The organism is Hahella sp. CR1, from assembly GCF_029813005.1.
In the GTDB taxonomy this organism is placed as follows: domain Bacteria; phylum Pseudomonadota; class Gammaproteobacteria; order Pseudomonadales; family Oleiphilaceae; genus Hahella.
Map to the genome: position 1 here is coordinate 297,997 of NZ_JAPELK010000004.1, position 19,191 is coordinate 317,187.

Here is a 19,191-nt window from a genome sequence, read left to right on the forward strand (position 1 = left end):
TCCTCAAGAATCCCAAATGGCGCCAAAGGCGGGAATGCCGCGGCTTTCCAGTTCATAAACAACGTTCCAGGTGACCTTTTTGTTTGAGATGCAGATAACCGCTTCAGCGCCGGTATCGCGATAAGCCAGATAGGCCAGTCTGGCGAGGTCGGGTTTGCCATGAGTGTCGGTGTCCCAGATCAAGGCGTCCGGGTGAGCGGCTTTAATGTCGTTTACCAACTCATCGCCGTAGGTTTTGCGGGGATTGCGCGTCGCCCACACCAGCTTTGCCGGCACGCCTTGCGCAACCAGATGCGGCAGGCAGGGACCGATGCCGCTGCCCGTGGCGATCCATACCACCTTTTTGAACAGGGTTTCGATATTGCCGACCCCCGCGGTGGGAATACCCTTGACCCACACTTTTCGGGGCTGGTTATCGATGAACGCCCCCGTCCAGTCGCCAGCCCGGGATATGGCCAACTGAAAACCTTCCCGACCCGGCAACGGAATATTGGCGAACGCATGCCACTCAAACAGCGGGTTCAAACTGAGATCCGTCGATGAGCCGGCGAAGGGCGTCACACCATAGTTGAAGTCGGCGATGACGGCGTGGTTCGAAGGTTTGTGGATGGTCACTTCCACTTTGCGCAGGCGCAGCCAGGGCGCCAGGATGCTGAGGGTCACCGCCGCCAGCGCCCACACCTGAGGCGAGGTCGCCAACGCAGACGGCAACTCGCTGACCGGGTGCGCCGCCGCGCTTAGAATAAGCGTCTGCGCCCAAAACAAGAGGACGGACGCCCAACTGCCGAAGCGTGCGGAGAACTCGAACTGATCGTGATATTTGGCGCGCAGGTCGGGCAACGCGAGAATGATCATCAGAGTCAGTATGCTCAGATGAACAGACGCCAATATCGGTATCGACGAGGGCAGGGCGGCATAGCTTCCGAGCAGGCTGAAAACCGTGAACGCGGCGTACCACAGCGTACCGCAAAAGAACCCTCCCACATGAATTCCGCCAAAGTGATACACCTTTCCCATGGCCCAGCGCCATTTCAGCGGCCAGTGGGTGGGCATGCTGGTGGCGATGGCGAACAGCGCATTAACGACATACTGCTGTCGAATCAGAATGGCGATGGTGAAATTGACAAGGGTGCCGTTCAGCACGGTTTCCATCGGCAGTTGGTCTATGCGCCAGCCGCCATTTGTCAGCCAGTACAGCGCGCCGATATTGAAGGCGGTCATCAGTACGGCGAGACGGTTATAAGGCATCACCTTCGGATGACGGGCCCATTTGTGCCAAGGATGTTGCTGCGGCATCTTGATGCGGGAAAGGTCAATGTGCTTTTTCTGCGGCGGCGCCTTGGGCGCATATTGCAACGCCGTCTTGGATAAGGATGCCGTCATGCCGGAACCTCCTGCGAGGCGGGGATATTCGCCAGCATTTCCTCCAGGCGTTTCTTATCGACCTTGCCCCGCGGGGTCATGGGGAACTCGTCCAGAGCCAGGACTTTATCGGGGATGCAGTAATAAGGGAGCTTTGCCGCGACGGCCTGCTTTACCAGAGCAGGATTGACGCTGGCGGGTTTGACGAAGGCGGCGAGGTCGCGGCTGGTATGTTTGATCACCACCGCCTGCTGACATCCCGGCAGGGCTTCTATGGCGCAGGAAACTGAGTTCAGCTCGACCCGGAAACCCCGTACCTTGACCTGATCGTCAGTACGTCCCAAATGTTCCAGTTCGCCATTTTCCAGCCAGCGCCCCAGGTCGCGGGTGCGGAACATTTTGCCGCCGTTATCCAGAAAGGGGTCGTGGCGATAGCGGTCTTCATTGAGTACATCGTTGTTGATATAACCCGCTGTGACGCAGGCGCCGCCAGCCCACATTTCACCTACTTCTCCGATGGCGCAGGGTTTTAGTGAATCGTTTAAGATGTAGACCGTATTGTTCGGCGTGGGGGCTCCGATGCTCAGCGGGCCCTGATCCGGCAGGTAGCGTCCCATGGTGTTCACAATGGTCACTTCAGTGGGACCGCAGCAGTTATAGAACTCACAATAGGCGGCCCATTTTCTCGCCAGCGGCTCGGGGCAGGCTTCCCCCGCGACTGCGACTGCACGGAGGTTGGGGCTGGCGGCGGGATCGAGTTTGCTCAAAATACTGGGGGTGGCGATCACCACATTGGCGCGGCTGACCGTTTCCTGAAAATCGCAGCCGCGGATAATCAATTCTCCACCGTGGGCGAGGGTGGTCAGGATCTCCCAGGCGGCCATGTCGAAGGCGATATTCAAGATCTGCGCGACTTTTTCTCCGGGTTGAATGCCCAGATCGCCCGGCGCGGTCAGCAGCAGGTTGCAGACATTGCCATGCGTGACTTTGACGCCGTTGGGCGCTCCGGTTGTGCCGGAGGTGAACAGCACGAAGCAGGCGTCATCTTCCTCTACGGTCGGAAAAGATGGGGGAATTGGGGCGCTATCGGCGCATGCACGGCGGCTCAGGATTTCATCGATACACAGGCGCTCGCAGTCTGGAGGAACCGGCACGCTGTCATAGTATTCAGAAAGGGTAAGCATCACCCTGGCGGCGGAGGATTGCGCGACGAGCTTTAACTGTTCCTGCGGGCAGATCTTCACGTCCTGCGGCACATAGGCGGCCCCGACCTTGAGCGTCGCCAGAACGCCAACCACCATGGGGATGGATCGACGTACAAACAGAGCGACATGGTCTCCTTTTTTTACACCCGCCGAAATCAAAATGCCTGCGAGAAAATCCACTTGCTTTTGCAGTTCGCCATAACTGATCTTTTCGCCCAGATGCTCGACGGCGGTTTGATGTGCAAAGGTCTTCATACTTTGTTCTATGGCTAAATATATATTGCTAAAGGGCGGCGTCTTATATTCGCCCTGGCCATATTGGATAAATTTTATTTGATCTTTGGGAGATAAACCTTGCAGAGGTTCTAAACGAAACTTCTGTATAGATTGGGAAAGTTCTGATTTTTGAATGACGGAAGCGGTGAAGTTCATAAGTCTCTCCTTCTATTTATCTTTTGACAAGGCGAAAGCAACCCTTCAAGCCTCGGTTCGCCTGATGTCAATGGACTATGATCGTTGTAAAACAAATGGATTAGGTGAAGCGGCGAATATTCTCCGTTTCTTTATATATTTAACTTTTTGTTTAACTTTTATCTTTGAGATTAGTTCCCGTCGAAATGGGGAATTAATACTTTGATTACGACTTTTGTTGCTGGGAAAAGTTCATAATAAATTGATGAAAAAGTATAAATAAATGAATTTTAAATAAGGTTATATCCAAGGGCTGATAATATATCTCGTAAATACAAGTAAACTTATCTGCAAGGGCGACGGGATTAGTCTGGGGTTGGAATGAGGCTGGTAAGAAGGAGCGAAAGTGTTTGTTCTATCTATGGCGTTGCGCTAGGTAAACTGATTAACGGCTTGAATCAAAAAAATTTTTTACCTTTGTACTACACTTGCTACGAGGTCGTTGTTTTTGCCTCAGGCGGAGGCGTGGGCGGCCGATTGTAAACCTGATAACCAAGTGTGGTACGAATGTCCTGGCTCACAAATGTCGGTCTTAGATATAAATTTTGGCTGGTCAATGCAGTTTCGTTTGGCATCATGCTGGCGTTGGTATTGGCCTCCATGCGCTTGTCTCATAACGGTGGTATTGAGCTGTTGGCGTCCGAGTTGAAGGTGGCGGTGCGCGCTCCCGCTGGGCAGACAGCCGGTCCCTTGCGCGTGTATGAACTGGATAAAGTGCCGGCTAATACGCTGCAGCGGGACGTCTTGCGCACGATTTCCAGCGACGCTGCGGCGCAACCGCGAATGCTGGTGCAGTCTGCGGAGAGTTTAATGTCGGACGAACCAGATAAGGTGGTGGCCTATCTGCGTGATGGCGGCAAGGTAAAAGTGGCGCTGGGCGCCGCGCCCAGTTTATGGAAAGTATTTAAGGAGCAGGCGCCCGCGTTTGCCGGGATAGTTTTTGTTCTGATGTGCCTGCTGCTGGTGGCGTCGCAATTACTGATCGCCTTTGTGGAGCGTCACGTCAATCGACTCAAATCCATCATGTTGCAGGCGCAGAGCCAGAGCGACCTGACGCTGCGGGTGCCGATCGAATGTGAGGATGAAGTGGGGCAAATGGCTTCAGCCTTCAATCAGATGCAGCAGACCTATCAAGAGGCGGTGCTGCAGATTCATAACGCTGTCGCTACGCTGCAGCAGGAAGTGGGATTGCTGGCGCAGTATTCCACAAAGACCCGCGATCAGATGTCCCGTCAGGCCAACCAAACCGAAAGCGTGGCGGATTCCATGCAGCAGATGCTGGATGCGGCGCAGCAGGTGGCGCAGTACGCGGATGAGACGCGGGAAATGTCAGGCAACGCCGATGCGAAAACTGAATCTGGACTAAAAGAGGCGCAGGATTCCAAAGTCGCCATCGCTAAGCTGGCCAAATCAGTGGACTCGCTGGTCGATCTGACCAACCAGCTCAACGAGGACACACAGAAAATCCAGTCTTCCACCGGGGAAATCACCAGTATCTCCGAGCAAACCAACCTGTTGGCGCTGAACGCCGCTATTGAAGCGGCCAGAGCAGGCGAACAGGGAAGAGGCTTCGCCGTGGTGGCGGACGAAGTGAGAACCCTGGCCACTCGCGCCTACACCGCCAGCGAGGGCATCGACTCCATCGTCAACGCCATTCAGGATCTGGAGAAGAAAGTGGAGAAGGGCATTCTGGAGGGGCGGGAAGATGCGGAGCGCTGCCTCGCCGGCGCACAAAATACAGTTGGATTGCTGACCGGCGTGAAAGAGCTGGTGCGGGACATTCTGGAAAAGAACACTTTGATCGCCACCGCGGTCGAACAGCAGGGCGCGACGGTCGGCGCCATGAATGACAACCTGCAGGAAATGCGCAACCTCACCCGGGACACTTCGCAGATCGCCGGAGAAGTCGCGGCCAGCAGCAAATCCATCCACACTCAGGCCAATACGCTGGATCGTCTGGTGAAGGCGATGAAGGTGAAATAGGGACTGGGGCGGCGTAAGTCGATAGTCGCGCAGAGGATATGCGTCAGGGCAAAACCCGCTGTTCCCAAAGACGGATTTCCTTGCGCAGGCTGCGCCAATCCGGCAATAACTGCTCCTGTAGCGCATAGAAACGAGGGCTGTGGTTCATTTCCCGCAGATGGCACAGCTCATGGGTCACCACATAATCCACCAATGACAGCGGAATCTTCACCAGATTCACATTCAGCGTGATCATGCCTTTGCGATTACAGCTGCCCCAATAACGCCGCATGAAGCGCAGGCGCAGGGTGGGTTGAACCACATTCCAGGCGGCGATGCGCTCATTCCATAAAGCCAGGCGCTCTTCTAACAGCGCCTGCGCCTGATTGCGATACCAGGTATTCAGGTACTTTTCCGCCTGGGCCGGGTTCTCTTGATAGCGACCGGGCAGACAAATACGTCCGTCCTCTGTCAACGCCAGGGAGCGTAAATTGGGCTGGTACGCCAGCCTGAACTCCGCGCCCATGAAATAATGGAGACTGTCTGTGGCGTAACCCGGGGCTTGCTGAGGCTGCGGCAGCAGCGCCTGTTTGTGCTGCTGCATGCGAATCCAGTGAATTTTTTCCCCGAGCAGGCGGTGAATGTCCCGTTGGCTGACGCGCAATGGCGCGCGGACTTTGACGCTCTGGTCCCGGTGCACTTCAATCACTACAGATTTGCGGCGGGAGGAGCGCAGCAGTTGATACTGCAGGTCCAGCGCCGGGTGCATGCACAGGTTGGTGGCGGAGGCGTTTTCTGTCATCGGGAATGGGGTCTCTCAAAGCTGCTGCCGGCATTGTAACCGCTAACGCCGTGGGACGGGATTACAATGCGCTTGGCGGTCTCGCCGCCGGGTATGTAAAAATACGGTGGTCCGGTTGATATATGGGCTTCCGACCCCATTAACCAGTCTCATTAACATGGAAATCCACTTTACAGCGGAAATATGACGCATATGCAAAATGACACGCATTCCAAAGCCATGGGATACATCCTGTGGATTTTCGGGTTTACCGGCTCTCATCGTTTTTACTATGGCAAACCCGTTACCGGCACTATCTGGTTTTTCACTCTTGGCCTGTTGGGCATTGGCTGGATTATTGACCTTTTCCTGATCCCCTCTATGGACCGCGAAGCGGATCGTCGTTTTAAAGACGGCTCCACCAGCTACACGGCGAGCTGGATTCTTTTGACCTTTTTGGGCTTTTTCGGCGTACATCGTTTTTACATGGGCAAATGGCTGACTGGCCTGTTGTATTTGGTCACGGGCGGTGTGTTTGGCCTGGGTATTCTCTACGACTTCTGGACGCTGAACGACCAGATTTCCGAAGTGAACGCTGCCTAAGCTGACGACGATCAGCCGTTTCTTGAATCAGTGGGCGGCTTGGGTCCGTCCACTGATGGCTACGCATTGTGGACGGCTTGCGCTGGCGCGGGCGAAGATGTTAGAACGAAACAAGATGGCGCCGAAGGGATGCGGGCGCAGGCTTAACAGTAGAAGAGGGTAGTACCATGCAAGAAGATAAAGATGATCTTTTTGCCGAAGAGATGTCAGGGGTCAAGCCGTTGCCCCGCCATAATCAGGCGGACGTCAAGAAAACCAAGGAAGAAACCCCGGGACAGGAGGTTCGCCGTAAGGCCGCCGTCAGGCATAAGCTATTGGATCTCAACTTTCTCAGCTCTGACGATCATGTCGAGATACTGAAAAGCAATGACCTGCTGGAATACAAAAAAGATGGCGTGCAGCATGGAGTGTATAAAAAGCTCCGGCTCGGCCAGTACCAGATCGAAGCGCGTCTTGATCTGCATCGCAAGACGGTGGAGGAAGCGCGGGTAGAGGTGTTCCAGTTTGTGCGCGATTGTCTGCGTTACGACTTGCGCACGGTGATCATCCTGCATGGCAAGGGCGACCGTAATCAGAATCAGGAAGCGATCATCAAGAGTTACGTCAATCGCTGGTTGCGGGAATTCGACGAAGTCCTGGCGTTTCACAGCGCGCAAAAACAGCATGGCGGTTCCGGCGCAGTCTATGTTCTGCTGCGCAAAAGCGACCGTGAAAAGCAGAACAATCGGGAACGTTTTGGCTCCCGCTAATCTTTGAGAAAACGCAGCCGGCCAGAAGCCGGCGTCGTGTTTTCCGTCTACCTCTTACCGATCCGGCTTATTCTCACCACTTCGCATAGTGATCTTCAGCAAATCCGGGCTGATCGATAATATCGATAGCTTCGCCCTGGGCGGTGATAATGCGGCCGTTGTAGCTGCCGAACATTTGCCGGAAATTAGAGGCCAGCAGCCACAGATTGATTTTGTCGCGGCGACATCCTCGCGGGGTGAACGTGAGGTCGATTTTTTTGCTCTCCGAGTAAACCCGCCAGGGCTGGAAAGGCTCGCGGCGGTTGAAGCGGAAACGCACCGGCTCCAGTGGGTGCATCATGCCGTTCAACCACATGGCGTTCTCCGTCATGCCGGTTTCGTTGACGCCGTTGGCCAGATTCAGACCCAGACGGCGGCCGGTGGAGTCCACGCCGCTGACGCAGGCCCACTTCCATACGGTTTCTCTGCGCATGAAGCCGCAGGACCAGTCAGAAGAGCCCATCATGCCCATGTGCTCCAGCAGGTACTTGTGGCCTTTCCAGATCAGATGGCCGCTGACCGGCAGGCCAGCGCTTTTCTGGGTGTAGACCCAGCCGTTGTATCCAGCGGGGCAGCACAGGCGCAGCGGGTCCTGGCGCACGCCGAAATCCAGATAGGCGGAGAGCTGCAGCCCGCTTTGCAGTACGACGTCGAGTTTGTGTCCGGAAGGGAAGTTATTGAAATCGAACTCGCTTTTGCCGTTGCTGAAACTCACGTCGCCGTTGTCCGGGGTGACGCTAAACTGAGTTTTACGAGCAAGCGGCTGCAGGAAGCTGAATTCCTCATATTCGCCAGTCGCGCCGTTAAAGCAGTAGAGAAAGGCGTTGGAGACCCATTTCAGGTCAACGATGGCGACGCCGATAATCAAATCCTGACTGAGCAGGCCGAAGAACTGAAACTGGTTGAACTTCTTTTCCTTGAAGAAGGGGCTGACGGCCTGGTCCATGGGGGTGCGCAGATCATAATCCCAATAGTTGATCTGCCCGACGGGTTGGGAAAAGCGGCCCCATGCAGGTTGGCCGTCCTCGCCAATAAGAATGGGGGTGTGGAAGCTGGTCATATTGTCTCACATGGTTTTTTTTATGTTTTCAGGTGTTGTACGCCATGACAGAGGCTATTCCGTTTTCATTTTAATGTTAATTTAACGGGGTTAAATCTGTGATTCAGGTCCGATTATGTTAATGACGTTCTGTTACATTCCGCTCACTGACTTCTTAGAGACGATAAAAATAACAATCTTGGGAGGACGGAGATGCGGCGATTATATAAATGGCTGGCGGGAGCGGCGATGTTTTTACTGCTGACGCGATGGTCCTGGGCGGAGACTTATATCTACCTGACCAACAGCACGATGGAGACAGTCACTCTGAGCACCGCGCAAAGCGGTTACGACAACATCCGGGAGGGTGTGGAATGGGACCGGCTGGAGACGGAGATTCCGCCCCTGGCCACGGTAAAAATTCTGCGCTTCAACCGTGACCAGGGCATCAAGTGGGGTAAAACCTACTTCTTCGACACCACCGTAATGGGGCGCAATAGTACGGCGCTGCTGCGGCAGAAACTCGAAGGAACCTGGAATTTCAGCAAAATGTGGATTGCGGCGGACGACGACCCCTGGCGTTATGATCGCGACATTCACGCCATCCCCAGAGAGTTTGACGGGGTGGACAGCCACTTGGCGTATCGCTCGCAATACGCCAGACCTGGCGGAGATGATGTGTACTATGTCATCAATAACGATTGGACCCTCAGCGAGCGCACTCCCCAAAGCAATCACTTCAAAGTACTCACCTATAACGCCTGGGCTCTGTTGCCGGGCCTGATGTCAAAGAACACCTCCAACCGACTCGCCACCATGGCGGAAGCCGTGAAAGGCTACGACGCCGTGGTGTTTCAGGAAGTGTTCGACCCAATACTTACCGCGCGTTTTCGCAGCGATCTGCAGGCGGAATATCCGTACCTGACGGAGATTCCCTTCAAATTGGGGCGCATTCTGACGGGAGGCAGTTTTATCGCCAGCCGTTGGCCGATCCTGGAGCAGGACACGATGGTCTACGAAGGCTGCCGCAATGACGGATGCTTCGCCTCGAAAGGGGCCAATTACGCCAAAATCGATAAGGGCGGACAGATTTACCATCTGTTCGGCACGCATACCCACGCCTATACCGGGGAAGAAGATGTCGCTCTGCGGCGCTGGCATTTGCAGCAGTACAAAGCCTTTGTCGACAGCAAAGGGGCGGCGGCGGATGAGCCGGTCATCATCGCAGGCGATCTCAATGTGGATAAGCTCAACTTTCCGACGGAGCATCAGGATATGCTGGCGATTTTGGACGTCGCTGATCCGCCGTCACAGAGCCAGTATCCGCATACCTATGATGGCGGCGTGAATACCTTCGCGGACTCCAAGTACACCGAATATCTGGATTACGTGTTGACCTCGAACGCGCACGTCGCCCCGGTGTACTCCCACAATCGAGTGCGCATTCCCCGTTTCATCGAATGGGAGCACTGGACGACCTGGGATTTATCGGATCACTTCCCTGTGGAAGGCGAGTTCGTCTTTCCGTTGCCAGCCTATCCGGTGGAATAGGGGCGGAGGCCAGTCATGGCGCCGGCAGATCTTCGGTGAAGCGGCGCATGAAGGCCGTTTTGACATGGTCGGGCAGCTTGCCGTAACCGCTGTCCCGCCAGTCCTGCAGTAGCTGGAGGTAGTCCTGATCATCTTCGCGGCGGTATCCCGCGGCCATGGCGATGGACTTGGGCTTCAGGGCGGGCGCGGTGCTGTAGTCGGCGCCGGAAGGCGCGTCGCGGTTCCATAACATGTGGGATTCGCCCAGCTCGCCTTTGAATTGATAGAAGGCGTCGTCCGGCGGCAGCGCCGTCAGCGTGTATTCGATCTCTATTTGGCCGTGGGTCACATCCATGCCGCCAAGAAAGGGGCGATCTGCGCCATAGATCAGGTATTCCGCGTCGTCCGGCGTCAATGCAGTGGCGGCGCGGCGTCTCTGTTCGGAGGGCGAATGGGGATACAGTTCGTTGGATGACTTGGCGATATCCAGCCTGATGCGGCCATCCTCCGGCAGCTCAAGATCCCGGTTCAGAATGTACGTGGTCAGATAGTCATGCTGCTGCAAGGTGATGGCGATAGGGCGTTGCTGGTCATTCAGCGCAATGGTGGCGGAGACGTACTGATCCGGGCTGCGCCAGTGACGGGTATCTCCCAGCAGGTTCAACATGATCGACTTCCAGCCCGGCATGCCCACCGGCAGCCCGGAATAAGCGAATGTCAGGTTGTAGGTGAGAAAGGTCCAGGTTTTGGCGTCTTCCAGCCCGACATTGTCGTAGTCGACCCGGCCGTAGGCGACCTGTCGACTCGTGTCGCCATCGCCGTCATAAAAAAAGCAGACGTCTGGATTGTAGGTGAATTTGTTGAGGGTTTCCGGACTGACGTCCTCGCTGATCAGCGCGCCGTGTTTGTCATACAGACGGCCGTTGGCGATGTAGTCGCGATAAAAATCGATAAATAACGTCTGTCCTTCCGCCGCAAAAAAACGAGGCTTATAGCGCTCCAGCAGCTCTCTTTCCGGTGCGGAAGGCAGCGTGGTGCGTGGAGGATTGACGGAAAAATAGTCCAGAAAATCCGGCGTCATGGACAGGCGCTCGGCGAAGGCGAGGCCTGGGGATAATGTGATACAGACAAAGACAAACCGCTTGATTGCCAACGTCGGCTTCATGCTCAGCGAACTCCCTTAGCGCAAAGGTCTACCTGACAAAACATTATGTTTTAACTACGCGAACTATAAGGAAAAGTTTTGTGTGGCGCCACGGTTATAAGCGCGCAGAGCGAAAGTAAGCGCCTACATGTGAACTCCAGCGCTTTCGGTTACTACATAGACAAATGACCGTGGGTCATTTAGTCTTTCGAGCATCATAACAACAAAATGCGAACAGGGCGTCTTTATGAAATTAACCGTGAACGGCGAACCAAGAGAAGTGGATGTGACGCCGGATACTCCATTGCTTTGGGTGATCCGCGATGAGTTGCGACTGACGGGAACCAAATTCGGCTGTGGCATGGGGTTGTGCGGCGCCTGTACCGTGCATCTGGATGGAGAGCCCATTCGCTCCTGCATTACTCCGGCGAGCGTGGCCCAGGAACGCAAGATCACCACTATCGAAGGCATTGGCGATCCAGACCAGCCCCATCCGTTGCAGCAGGCCTGGGTGGAGTTGAATACACCCCAGTGCGGGTACTGCCAATCCGGGCAGCTCATGTCCGCCTGCGCCTTGCTGACGAAAAATCCCCAGCCTTCCGATGCGGATATCGACAACGCCATGTCCGGCAACATTTGCCGCTGCGGAACCTATCCCCGCATTCGCGCCGCCATCCATCAAGCGGCGGCGCAAATCAATCAGAACTCAAACCAGAAATAGAGGGGGAAGGGGTTATGGAGACCATTGCATTATCCCGTAGAGACTTGCTTCGGGCTTCCCTCAGCACTGGCGGCGGTCTGATGGTCGCTTTGCAGTTGCCTGGTTGCGCGTCCTTGCCGCAAGGGATGGAGACGAATTCGCTGCGACCCAACGCCTGGTTGGAGGTCACGCCGGACAATCGCGTTATTCTGACTCTGGACCGGGTGGAGATGGGGCAGGGAACCTACACGGGCATGTGTACGTTGCTGGCGGAAGAGCTGGATGTCGATCCTGCCTCCATCGAAGTCGTGTTTGCGCCGGTGGATTCCGCCTACGAACAGCCTGATTTCGGTCTGCAAATCACCGGCGGCAGCACCAGTTTGAGCAGCAACTGGGTGCGATTGCGGGAGGCGGGGGCCATGGGGCGAGCCATGCTGGTCGCCGCCGCGGCGCAGGTCTGGAATGCGCCGGCGTCATCAATCATCACCGAGCATGGCGTCTGTCGCTTGCGCGAAGGCGGTCCATCGCTGAGTTATGGCGAGCTGGCGGAACTGGCGGCGCGGCAGTCCACGCCGACTGACATTACCTTGAAGTCGCCAGTGGATTACCGCTACATCGGCAAGTTCAATCAACGACTGGACGCTTCCTTGAAAAGCTTCGGCCGCGCAGACTTCGGCATCGACGTGCAATTGCCGGATATGTTGTATGCGGTGATGGCGCGGCCTCCCGCGGCGGGGGGCGCTTTGCGCGCGCTGGACGATCAGGCGGCGCGGAATATGCCCGGCGTGGTGGCGGTCATACAGGTTCCCCGTGGCGTCGCCGTTGTGGCGGATAAATACTGGCGCGCCCGTCAGGCCCGGGACAAGCTGAAGATTGAATGGGACGCCGGAGAATTGGGAGCGCTGGATACCGCGTTGGTCTTTGATCTCTACCGGCAAACGCTGGACACGGAAAGCGGAGATGCCGTTCGCAGCGAAGGCGATGTCGAGAGCGCATTGGCGTCAACTTCAGAGAGAGTGACGGCGGAGTATCGCGCTCCGTTTCTCGCCCACGCCACTATGGAGCCGCAAAATTGCACGGTCTGGTTTCGGGACGGGCGTTGCGACGTCTGGGCGCCGACTCAGGGGCCTGACGTGGCGCGGGCGGTGGCGCGAAGAGAATGCGGCCTATCCGCCGCCGACATTCATATTCACACCACGTTTATCGGTGGTGGGTTCGGGCGTCGCCTGAGCCAGGATTTCGTTGGCGAAGCCGTTTCCATCGCGCAACATTTCGATCGCCCGGTGAAATTAATCTGGTCGCGAGAGGAAGATATTCAGCATGACTTATTTAGGCCCGCGTCGCTGCACCGACTGACTGCGGCGTTGTCGCCAGGGGGCGAAGCGCTCGCCTGGACTCATGACATCGCCGCGCCGCGGGTGATTGATCATTACGCGAAAGAAGCCGCGGGAGCGGTCGCTCCGACATGGGCGCCGCAAGCCATGGTGCGCATGGCCGCAGGCGTGGCGAAAATGGTCACGCCGGATCAGAGCGCGTATGAGGGCGCGGAGGATGTCCCTTACGCGATTCCTCACATCCGCGTGCGCCATATGAAGGCCGACTCTGGCGTACCTATCAGTTATTGGCGCTCGGTCGGGCATTCTTTCAACGCCTTCGTGGTGGAGAGTTTTATCGATGAGCTGGCGCATCATGCCCGTCAGGACCCGTTGGCCTATCGGGAACAACTACTGCGTGATCATCCACGCCATTTAAGAGTGCTGCGCGCGGCGGCGCAGAAGGCGGACTGGCAGGGTGCGCTGGCGCCAGGCAGAGCGCGCGGCGTAGCCTGCCATAAAAGCTTTGGAACCTATGTCGCGCAGGTGGCGGAAGTGTCTGTGGAAAACGACGCTATCCGGGTGCATCGAGTCGTATGCGCCGTCGACTGCGGATTGGCGGTGAATCCTGATACGGTGATCGCACAAATGCAAGGCGGCGTCATTTTCGGCTTGACAGCGGCTCTGTATGGGGAGATAACCCATACTCAGGGTGCGGTGAGACAGTCAAACTTTCACGATTATCCGGTATTGCGCATGAATGAAACCCCGGAAATCGATGTGGTTCTGGTTGGTGGTGACGCCGCTCCCACCGGAGTAGGAGAGCCGGGAACGCCGCCCATAGCGCCGGCGGTGGCCAACGCCGTATTCAGGCTGACCGGACGACGCTTGCGCGACCTGCCGTTGCGGCTGAAAACATGAATATAGCCGGGAGATTATAATAATTATGGGATGGTTGGTGCTGGCCGCAGGACAGAGCCGCCGCTTCGGCGCGGACAAACTGACGGCTAAAATGAGAGACGGACGTGCGCTGCTGGCGCACACTCTGGCGGCGTTGACGGCGACGGAGCAACCGGTGCTGGTAGTGGTCAGACCCGGACACAACGCCGTCACTGCATTGTTGGATCGCCTTGACGTTCCCTATACGGTTTGTCCCCACGCGGAGGCGGGTATGGGCGCCTCATTGGCCTGGGGGGTGTCGCAAGTACGGGACTGGATGTTTTGCGGCGTGGCGTTGGCGGATATGCCTTACATTCGCGCGAGCACGCTGGCTGCGCTGCATGAGCGTGGAGAGGAAGAGCGCATCGTCGCGCCTTTCTACCACGAGCGGCAGGGACATCCGGTAATTTTCGGACGCCGCTTTTACCCGCAATTGATGGCCCTGGGCGGCGACGCCGGAGCGAAGTCGGTGTTGCAGCGTTACAGCGATGCGTTATTGCGTTTGGACGTGGAGGATCGCGGGGTGCTGTGCGATGTGGATACCCCGGATGATATCCATGAAGCGCGGCAGGAAGGGGTGGCGTACTCTTTGCCCTGAACCCGCTTTCGCTGTCTGAGCCCTGTCTCGCGCATTCCGCGGGACAGGGCAAGCTCATCGGGCGATGGTCGCCCGGCCTACATTTTTGTCCGACTTACCAGGGCAACAATTCCCCATTCGCATGCCAGAACTTCCCTGAGTTCTCCAACGTCAGTTCGTCTATGCGTGCGGCCAGTCCCTTCGCTGATACGTCGGGAGTGATATCGCCGGAATGCCCGGTCATGTCCGTAATAACATAGCCCGGGTGCAGCAACGCCACCGCCACGCCGCGACTTTTCAGGTCCAGCGCCAGAGATTTACCAATTGCGTTGAGGCCAGCCTTGGACATGCGGTAACCGTAGTACGCGCCGGAGCTATTGTCTGCCACTGACCCCATGCGACTGGTGATCAGTCCTACCTTGGCGCCTTTATGCAGGTTCTCCATCAGTGCGCTGGTTACGCGCAGGGGGCCCAGCGTGTTGATTTCGAATTGCGCGCGCATGGTGTCCCAGTTGGGGCTGGGCAGGGTTTCATGGTGCAGCAGGCCGGCGTTATTGATGAGAATATCGACGGCTTGTCCCGCCAGGGCCTGGCGAATCTGTTCCACGCATGCGTCCTGGCTGATGTCGATATCGGTCAAAACGGTCACGTTCAGTTGTTGTAACTCGTCGGAAGCGCGTCGGCAGATGGCGGTGACTTTATCGCCCCGTTGGCTGAAAAGGCGCGCCAGTTCCAAACCGATGCCGCGATTGGCGCCGGTAATGACGACGTGAGCCATGATGTGCTCCTTGTATCCTTGATGAATGGAGGGTTCCCCAGGGAGATGGGGACGCCCCGCAAAGGATACAAGGCGCGATGCGGTTATTTGGCGGCGAAGCGGACCAGGCGTTCGCTGAGACGTTGCACCCGTGAGGCGGCGGCTTCGTCCGTGATGGCGCCTTCCGCGTCGATGACTTTGTTGGCCTGCCCAAGCGCCACTTGCTCAGGCATCATCACGCAACCAATGCCGGACAATATGGTTCTGACCATCGGCAGAGCGCGAATGCCGCCCAGGGCGCCGGGAGACGCCGCCAGTAACGCCACCCATTTATCTTTAAACGCCGCCATGGAGGGCTCGCCTTCCAGTGGACGCGACACCCAGTCGATCATGTTCTTTAGAACGCCGCTGATGCCGCCATTGTATTCGGGGGAAGACAGAATGAATCCGTCGTGAGCTGCGAGAATCTGCTTAAGCTTGAGCGCGTTCTTCGGCAGGCCGGATGCGCTTTCTATGTCTCCGTCGTAAATGGGCAGGGGATAATCCGCCAGATCCAGAAAGGTCACCTCGGCGCCTGCGGCTTCCGCATAGCGACCCGCCGCGCGCGCCAGTTTCTTGTTCAGAGAGTCTTTACGCAGACTGCCGGCAAAGACGAGAATTTTGGGTTTACTCACATCGACCTCCTTAGTTGAGTAGATTTCTCGAAGAATACCGACGCTGACGGCTTCTCTCCACCTCTAAATTTCGCCGCCCGGCGATCAGGAGTCTGATCGCATTACGATAAATTTGATTGATTTGTAATCTGAGAATGCGATTCAGATATCCACACATCCTGTGGATATCTCTTTGGAAAACGATGGGAGCCCTTTATTTCGTAGGGATTGCGGAGATTTTGGTAATTTATGATCAGTGTATTTTTTAGACTGACTGCTTGCCGCTTTTCTATCCAACGGCATAGGTTGCAATATCCGGAGGATTTGGAAATGATTCAACCCGGATAAAACATTAAGGAGACCCAGTTGTGAAACCTGTCGCTGAAGCCTGCTTGCGGAATCAGGCCCCGATCGCCGAGGCGGTGCGAGAGCCGTTCGCCAATGTGAAAACAGTATTGGAAATCGGCGCCGGCACCGGGCAGCACGCGGTGTATATCGCTGAGCGCATGCCTCATCTGCAATGGTTGCCGACGGATCTGGCGGAGGCCTTGCCGGGTATTTGCGCCTGGGTGGAGGAGGCGGGTCTGGATAATCTTTTACCGCCCAAAGCGCTGGATGTGACGGCTGGGGATTGGGGGCTGACTGAAATCTTTGATGCGGCTTATACCTCGAACACGTTGCATTTTATCGGATGGACGCCTGTGGAAGCGTTGTTTGCGGGCGTCGCCAAGCGCTTACACGTGGAGTCTCCCTTTTGCGTTTATGGTCCGTTTAATGAAAACGGAGCATTCACCAGTCTAGGCAATCAGGGTTTGGATGAGTGGGTGAAAACCCGCGATCCTGACGCAGGACTGAAAGATCTGGCGGACATTGAAGCGCTGGCGTTGCGCTATGGTTTCAAGCTGGAAAATCTCAAGCGGCTGCCAGCGAACAATCTGTTGCTGGTATTTTGCTTTGAAGGGTGAAGGGTGAAGGGTGAAGGGTGAAGGGAGGAAGAGAAAGAGGAAGGGAGGAGGAGAAAGAGAGTGCGCTTGCGGCGGAAATGCCCGCAAGCGTTGGTCAGTCTGGAGAGTCCAGACGCAAACGGGCGCTGACTTTGGCGTCAGAGGGGATAAACACCTGCTCCTGTGGCGTCATCAGCTCCGCATAGCGTTCCGGGGTGGCGTGAGCGCGTTGCTCAGCGATGAACTCTCTGAAGTCGATCACTTCCAGAATTTCTTCTTTGCCATAGCGGGCGAGCATGTCTCCACGTAGTCCCAACTGAATGGCGCGGCGCTCGCATTTGGCTCCGTTCGGCGTATGATCCGGGTCCCATTGCAGACGCACGTTGGAGTTTTGCACGGCTTCCTTCCAGGCTTCCTGAGTTGGGAACTCTTCCGGATTGTAGGAAGAGGGAACCGCCTGGCTCAGGATGTCTTCGAAGAACTGTCTGCGTATTCTCAGGCCCAGCACTACCTCCTGGCCTTCCTTCATGCCCCAGCCGCAACGATACATCATCCACAGAAAGTTGGGTTTAATCCAACTCATGCGGGAGTAGCTGTACGCGCCGCCGAAGCGACCGTGTTTGATGGCGTACTCGCCGATTTCAGGTCGATAAGCCTGATAAACGATGAGTGTGTCTTGATTCTGATGCGCCAGAATATGTCTGCCGCTGGCGGGCCAGAGAGTGGTCTGTTCGAGGTAGGGTGTGGTTTTAATATCTTTGATTTTCATTTTTCACTTCCTTAGTGATGTAGTTATTTCTCCTATTGCCGAATTTAACCGGCGGTGAGAGCGCTTAGGTTAACCGAAGCGAAGGCGCGCGCCAACTGCGGCGCCTTCGCTTGATCGCGGCTCAGACTCCCGCTGCTTTCTCCAGCTCGGCGATGCCTTGCTCGATATAGTCCAGTAACCGCTGCATGGACGGCAGGGTTCTGCGGCAGGCGGTGAAGCCGAACTCCAGTTGGTCGCGATAGCTTACCAGCGTGATGTTTAATGCGGCGTAATCCACCGGGATTGATACCGGATACATGCCTTCCAGACGCGCGCCATTCCAGTACAGCGGCTTGTCCGGGCCGGGCACGTTGGATATCACCACATTGAACGCCTGCCATTTGGGCGCGAGGCCTGTCAGCAGATTCAAGCCCGAAGGCGCCAGGGTGAGGGCCGTGTAATTGACTGCTTCTTCCGGCGTCATCTGACGAAAGCGTTCTTTGGACTCCCGCGCAGAAGCCTGGGTCACCGCCAATCGACGCACCGGGTCGGCGATGTGGGTGCCGAGGTTGGCCAGAATCATGGCGATTTGATTGCCGCTGTCGCTGTCATCTTGGCGGATGGACATGGGCGCCATCGCGATCAAGGGCTGATCGGGCAACGCCTGGCGACTGAGCAAATAGTTACGCAAAGCGCTGCCGCACACCGCCAGCACCACATCGTTGACCGTGGCCTGGAACGCCTTGCCGATCGCCTTAAAGCGCTCCAGCGCGTAGGACTGGGCGGCGAATCGGCGTGAGCCGGTAATGCGTTGATTGAGAATGCTTTGCGGCGCGCGGAAGATCAGGCCAGCGTCGCTGTCATCGCGGGCTTTCAGCAGGTTCTTGCCCAGCTCTCTGACCAGTGTGGGGACCGTGGCGATTTGTTTGCTGGCGCCTTCCACCAGTTGCGACAGGCTGTGAACCAGATCGCCGGCGGTGGGAGCGTGCGCCTCGCGCGCTGGTCTGGCGTCTTTTGATATCGCCCAGATCGGCGGCATCTCCGTCGCGGCGGGATCGAAAGAATACGATTTCACGCACATGCGCATGGCGGCGACGCCGTCCAGCATACAGTGATGCGCTTTGTAGTACACCGCGAAACGGCGTCCGCGAATGCCTTCAATCAGATGGCATTCCCACATGGGGCGCTCACGGTCCATCAGGTTGCTGTGTTCTGCGGAAACATGCGCGAGCAGCTCCCGGATACGGCCGGGCTTGGGCAGCGCCTCATGGCGGAAATGGTGCTCAAGATCAAACTGGGCGTCAGTATCCCAATAGTAACGCCCCCAGCGCTGGCGCAGGCGGCGGTTGAACGGCGGCTGCGGCGTGGCGTAGGCGCGCAGTTGCTGCGCCAGCTCCGTCATGTATTTGGCGTCGGCGTCGTCGGGGAAACTGAAAATATGGAGACCGCCGACATGCATAGGCTGTTGGCGCTTTTCCAGCCAGAGGAATATCTGGTCGACTGGACTGAGTGGGGTCATAACGTCTACTTCCTGGTGTGATGTGCTTTTTAGTTGTTATGCAAATTCGTTGTTATTGAATTTAATCGTCACGGCAAATTAATTGCCGCTACAAAGCCTGTAGCCAACCCTGGAGTTAAAGCTAAGTCTTTGAGGCGGTTCAGTTTGGCGGAAGCC

Annotated in this window: 17 protein-coding genes; 8 read left to right on the forward strand and 9 right to left on the reverse strand. The window is 56.5% G+C overall.

The annotated features are described in order from the left end of the window. Positions 1-3: 3 nt before the first annotated feature. On the reverse strand, positions 4-1,383 hold the full coding sequence (locus ONV78_RS11995; RefSeq protein WP_279503337.1) for a hypothetical protein: 1,380 nt from the start codon (positions 1,381-1,383) through the stop codon (positions 4-6). Beyond that, the gene (locus tag ONV78_RS12000; protein ID WP_279503338.1) at positions 1,380-2,822 is read right to left on the reverse strand and encodes an AMP-binding protein; all 1,443 of its coding nucleotides are present in this window, start codon (positions 2,820-2,822) and stop codon (positions 1,380-1,382) included. Before ONV78_RS12000 ends, ONV78_RS11995 begins: the two co-directional genes overlap by 4 nt. 723 nt (positions 2,823-3,545) lie before the next feature. Between ONV78_RS12000 and ONV78_RS12005 the strand changes: the two genes are divergently transcribed. Then, a complete protein-coding gene (locus ONV78_RS12005; RefSeq protein ID WP_279503341.1) occupies positions 3,546-5,021 on the forward strand; it encodes a methyl-accepting chemotaxis protein in 1,476 nt (491 codons plus the stop codon). Between the two features lie 43 nt (positions 5,022-5,064). Here ONV78_RS12005 and ONV78_RS12010 read toward each other — a convergent pair whose 3' ends face one another. Beyond that, the gene (locus ONV78_RS12010) at positions 5,065-5,802 is read right to left on the reverse strand and encodes a SprT family zinc-dependent metalloprotease (protein WP_279503346.1); all 738 of its coding nucleotides are present in this window, start codon (positions 5,800-5,802) and stop codon (positions 5,065-5,067) included. 192 nt (positions 5,803-5,994) lie between these two features. On the opposite strand from ONV78_RS12010, the gene ONV78_RS12015 reads away from it, so the two are divergent. Beyond that, positions 5,995-6,384 (forward strand): TM2 domain-containing protein, encoded by a 390-nt coding sequence (locus ONV78_RS12015; protein WP_279503348.1) that lies wholly within the window; start codon positions 5,995-5,997, stop codon positions 6,382-6,384. 167 nt (positions 6,385-6,551) lie between these two features. Next, positions 6,552-7,133 carry a DNA endonuclease SmrA gene (smrA, locus tag ONV78_RS12020; protein ID WP_216734842.1) on the forward strand — a complete coding sequence of 194 codons (582 nt, stop codon included), beginning with the start codon at positions 6,552-6,554 and terminating at the stop codon, positions 7,131-7,133. A 73-nt stretch (positions 7,134-7,206) separates the two neighbouring features. Here the strand turns inward: smrA and ONV78_RS12025 are convergent, their stop codons facing one another. Next, the gene (locus tag ONV78_RS12025; protein ID WP_216734841.1) at positions 7,207-8,232 is read right to left on the reverse strand and encodes a DUF2804 domain-containing protein; all 1,026 of its coding nucleotides are present in this window, start codon (positions 8,230-8,232) and stop codon (positions 7,207-7,209) included. Between the two features lie 192 nt (positions 8,233-8,424). Here ONV78_RS12025 and ONV78_RS12030 point away from each other — a divergent pair, with 192 nt between their 5' ends. Further along, complete coding sequence (locus ONV78_RS12030; protein ID WP_279503352.1) at positions 8,425-9,762, forward strand: sphingomyelin phosphodiesterase; 1,338 nt, start codon at positions 8,425-8,427, stop codon at positions 9,760-9,762. Positions 9,763-9,775: 13 nt separating this feature from the next. On the opposite strand, the gene ONV78_RS12035 is transcribed toward ONV78_RS12030, so the two are convergent. Next, positions 9,776-10,906, reverse strand: a complete 1,131-nt coding sequence (locus ONV78_RS12035; RefSeq protein WP_279503353.1) for a hypothetical protein — start codon at positions 10,904-10,906, stop codon at positions 9,776-9,778. A gap of 226 nt (positions 10,907-11,132) precedes the next feature. Here ONV78_RS12035 and ONV78_RS12040 point away from each other — a divergent pair, with 226 nt between their 5' ends. From ONV78_RS12040 to ONV78_RS12050, 3 genes are read left to right on the forward strand one after another with little or no spacing between them, the layout of a single operon-like run. Continuing rightward, positions 11,133-11,606, forward strand: a complete 474-nt coding sequence (locus tag ONV78_RS12040) for a (2Fe-2S)-binding protein (RefSeq protein ID WP_216734838.1) — start codon at positions 11,133-11,135, stop codon at positions 11,604-11,606. Between the two features lie 14 nt (positions 11,607-11,620). After that, a complete protein-coding gene (locus tag ONV78_RS12045; protein ID WP_279503356.1) occupies positions 11,621-13,819 on the forward strand; it encodes a xanthine dehydrogenase family protein molybdopterin-binding subunit in 2,199 nt (732 codons plus the stop codon). Between the two features lie 25 nt (positions 13,820-13,844). Then, on the forward strand, positions 13,845-14,435 hold the full coding sequence (locus ONV78_RS12050) for a nucleotidyltransferase family protein (protein ID WP_127969222.1): 591 nt from the start codon (positions 13,845-13,847) through the stop codon (positions 14,433-14,435). 94 nt (positions 14,436-14,529) lie between these two features. Here ONV78_RS12050 and ONV78_RS12055 read toward each other — a convergent pair whose 3' ends face one another. Both ONV78_RS12055 and ONV78_RS12060 read right to left on the reverse strand, forming a co-directional pair. Next, a complete protein-coding gene (locus tag ONV78_RS12055) occupies positions 14,530-15,192 on the reverse strand; it encodes an SDR family oxidoreductase (RefSeq protein WP_216734836.1) in 663 nt (220 codons plus the stop codon). Between the two features lie 83 nt (positions 15,193-15,275). Next, entirely contained in the window at positions 15,276-15,845 is a 570-nt protein-coding gene (locus ONV78_RS12060; RefSeq protein ID WP_279503360.1) for an NAD(P)H-dependent oxidoreductase, read from the reverse strand. Between the two features lie 347 nt (positions 15,846-16,192). Between ONV78_RS12060 and ONV78_RS12065 the strand changes: the two genes are divergently transcribed. After that, the gene (locus tag ONV78_RS12065; RefSeq protein WP_279503362.1) at positions 16,193-16,789 is read left to right on the forward strand and encodes a DUF938 domain-containing protein; all 597 of its coding nucleotides are present in this window, start codon (positions 16,193-16,195) and stop codon (positions 16,787-16,789) included. A 94-nt stretch (positions 16,790-16,883) separates the two neighbouring features. Here the strand turns inward: ONV78_RS12065 and ONV78_RS12070 are convergent, their stop codons facing one another. Together ONV78_RS12070 and ONV78_RS12075 are read right to left on the reverse strand one after the other, a co-directional pair. After that, on the reverse strand, positions 16,884-17,537 hold the full coding sequence (locus tag ONV78_RS12070; RefSeq protein WP_279503364.1) for a DUF4291 domain-containing protein: 654 nt from the start codon (positions 17,535-17,537) through the stop codon (positions 16,884-16,886). Positions 17,538-17,658: 121 nt separating this feature from the next. Next, positions 17,659-19,035, reverse strand: coding sequence for a wax ester/triacylglycerol synthase family O-acyltransferase (locus tag ONV78_RS12075; RefSeq protein ID WP_279503366.1), 1,377 nt, complete (start codon positions 19,033-19,035; stop codon positions 17,659-17,661). Between the last annotated feature and the right edge of the window lie 156 nt (positions 19,036-19,191).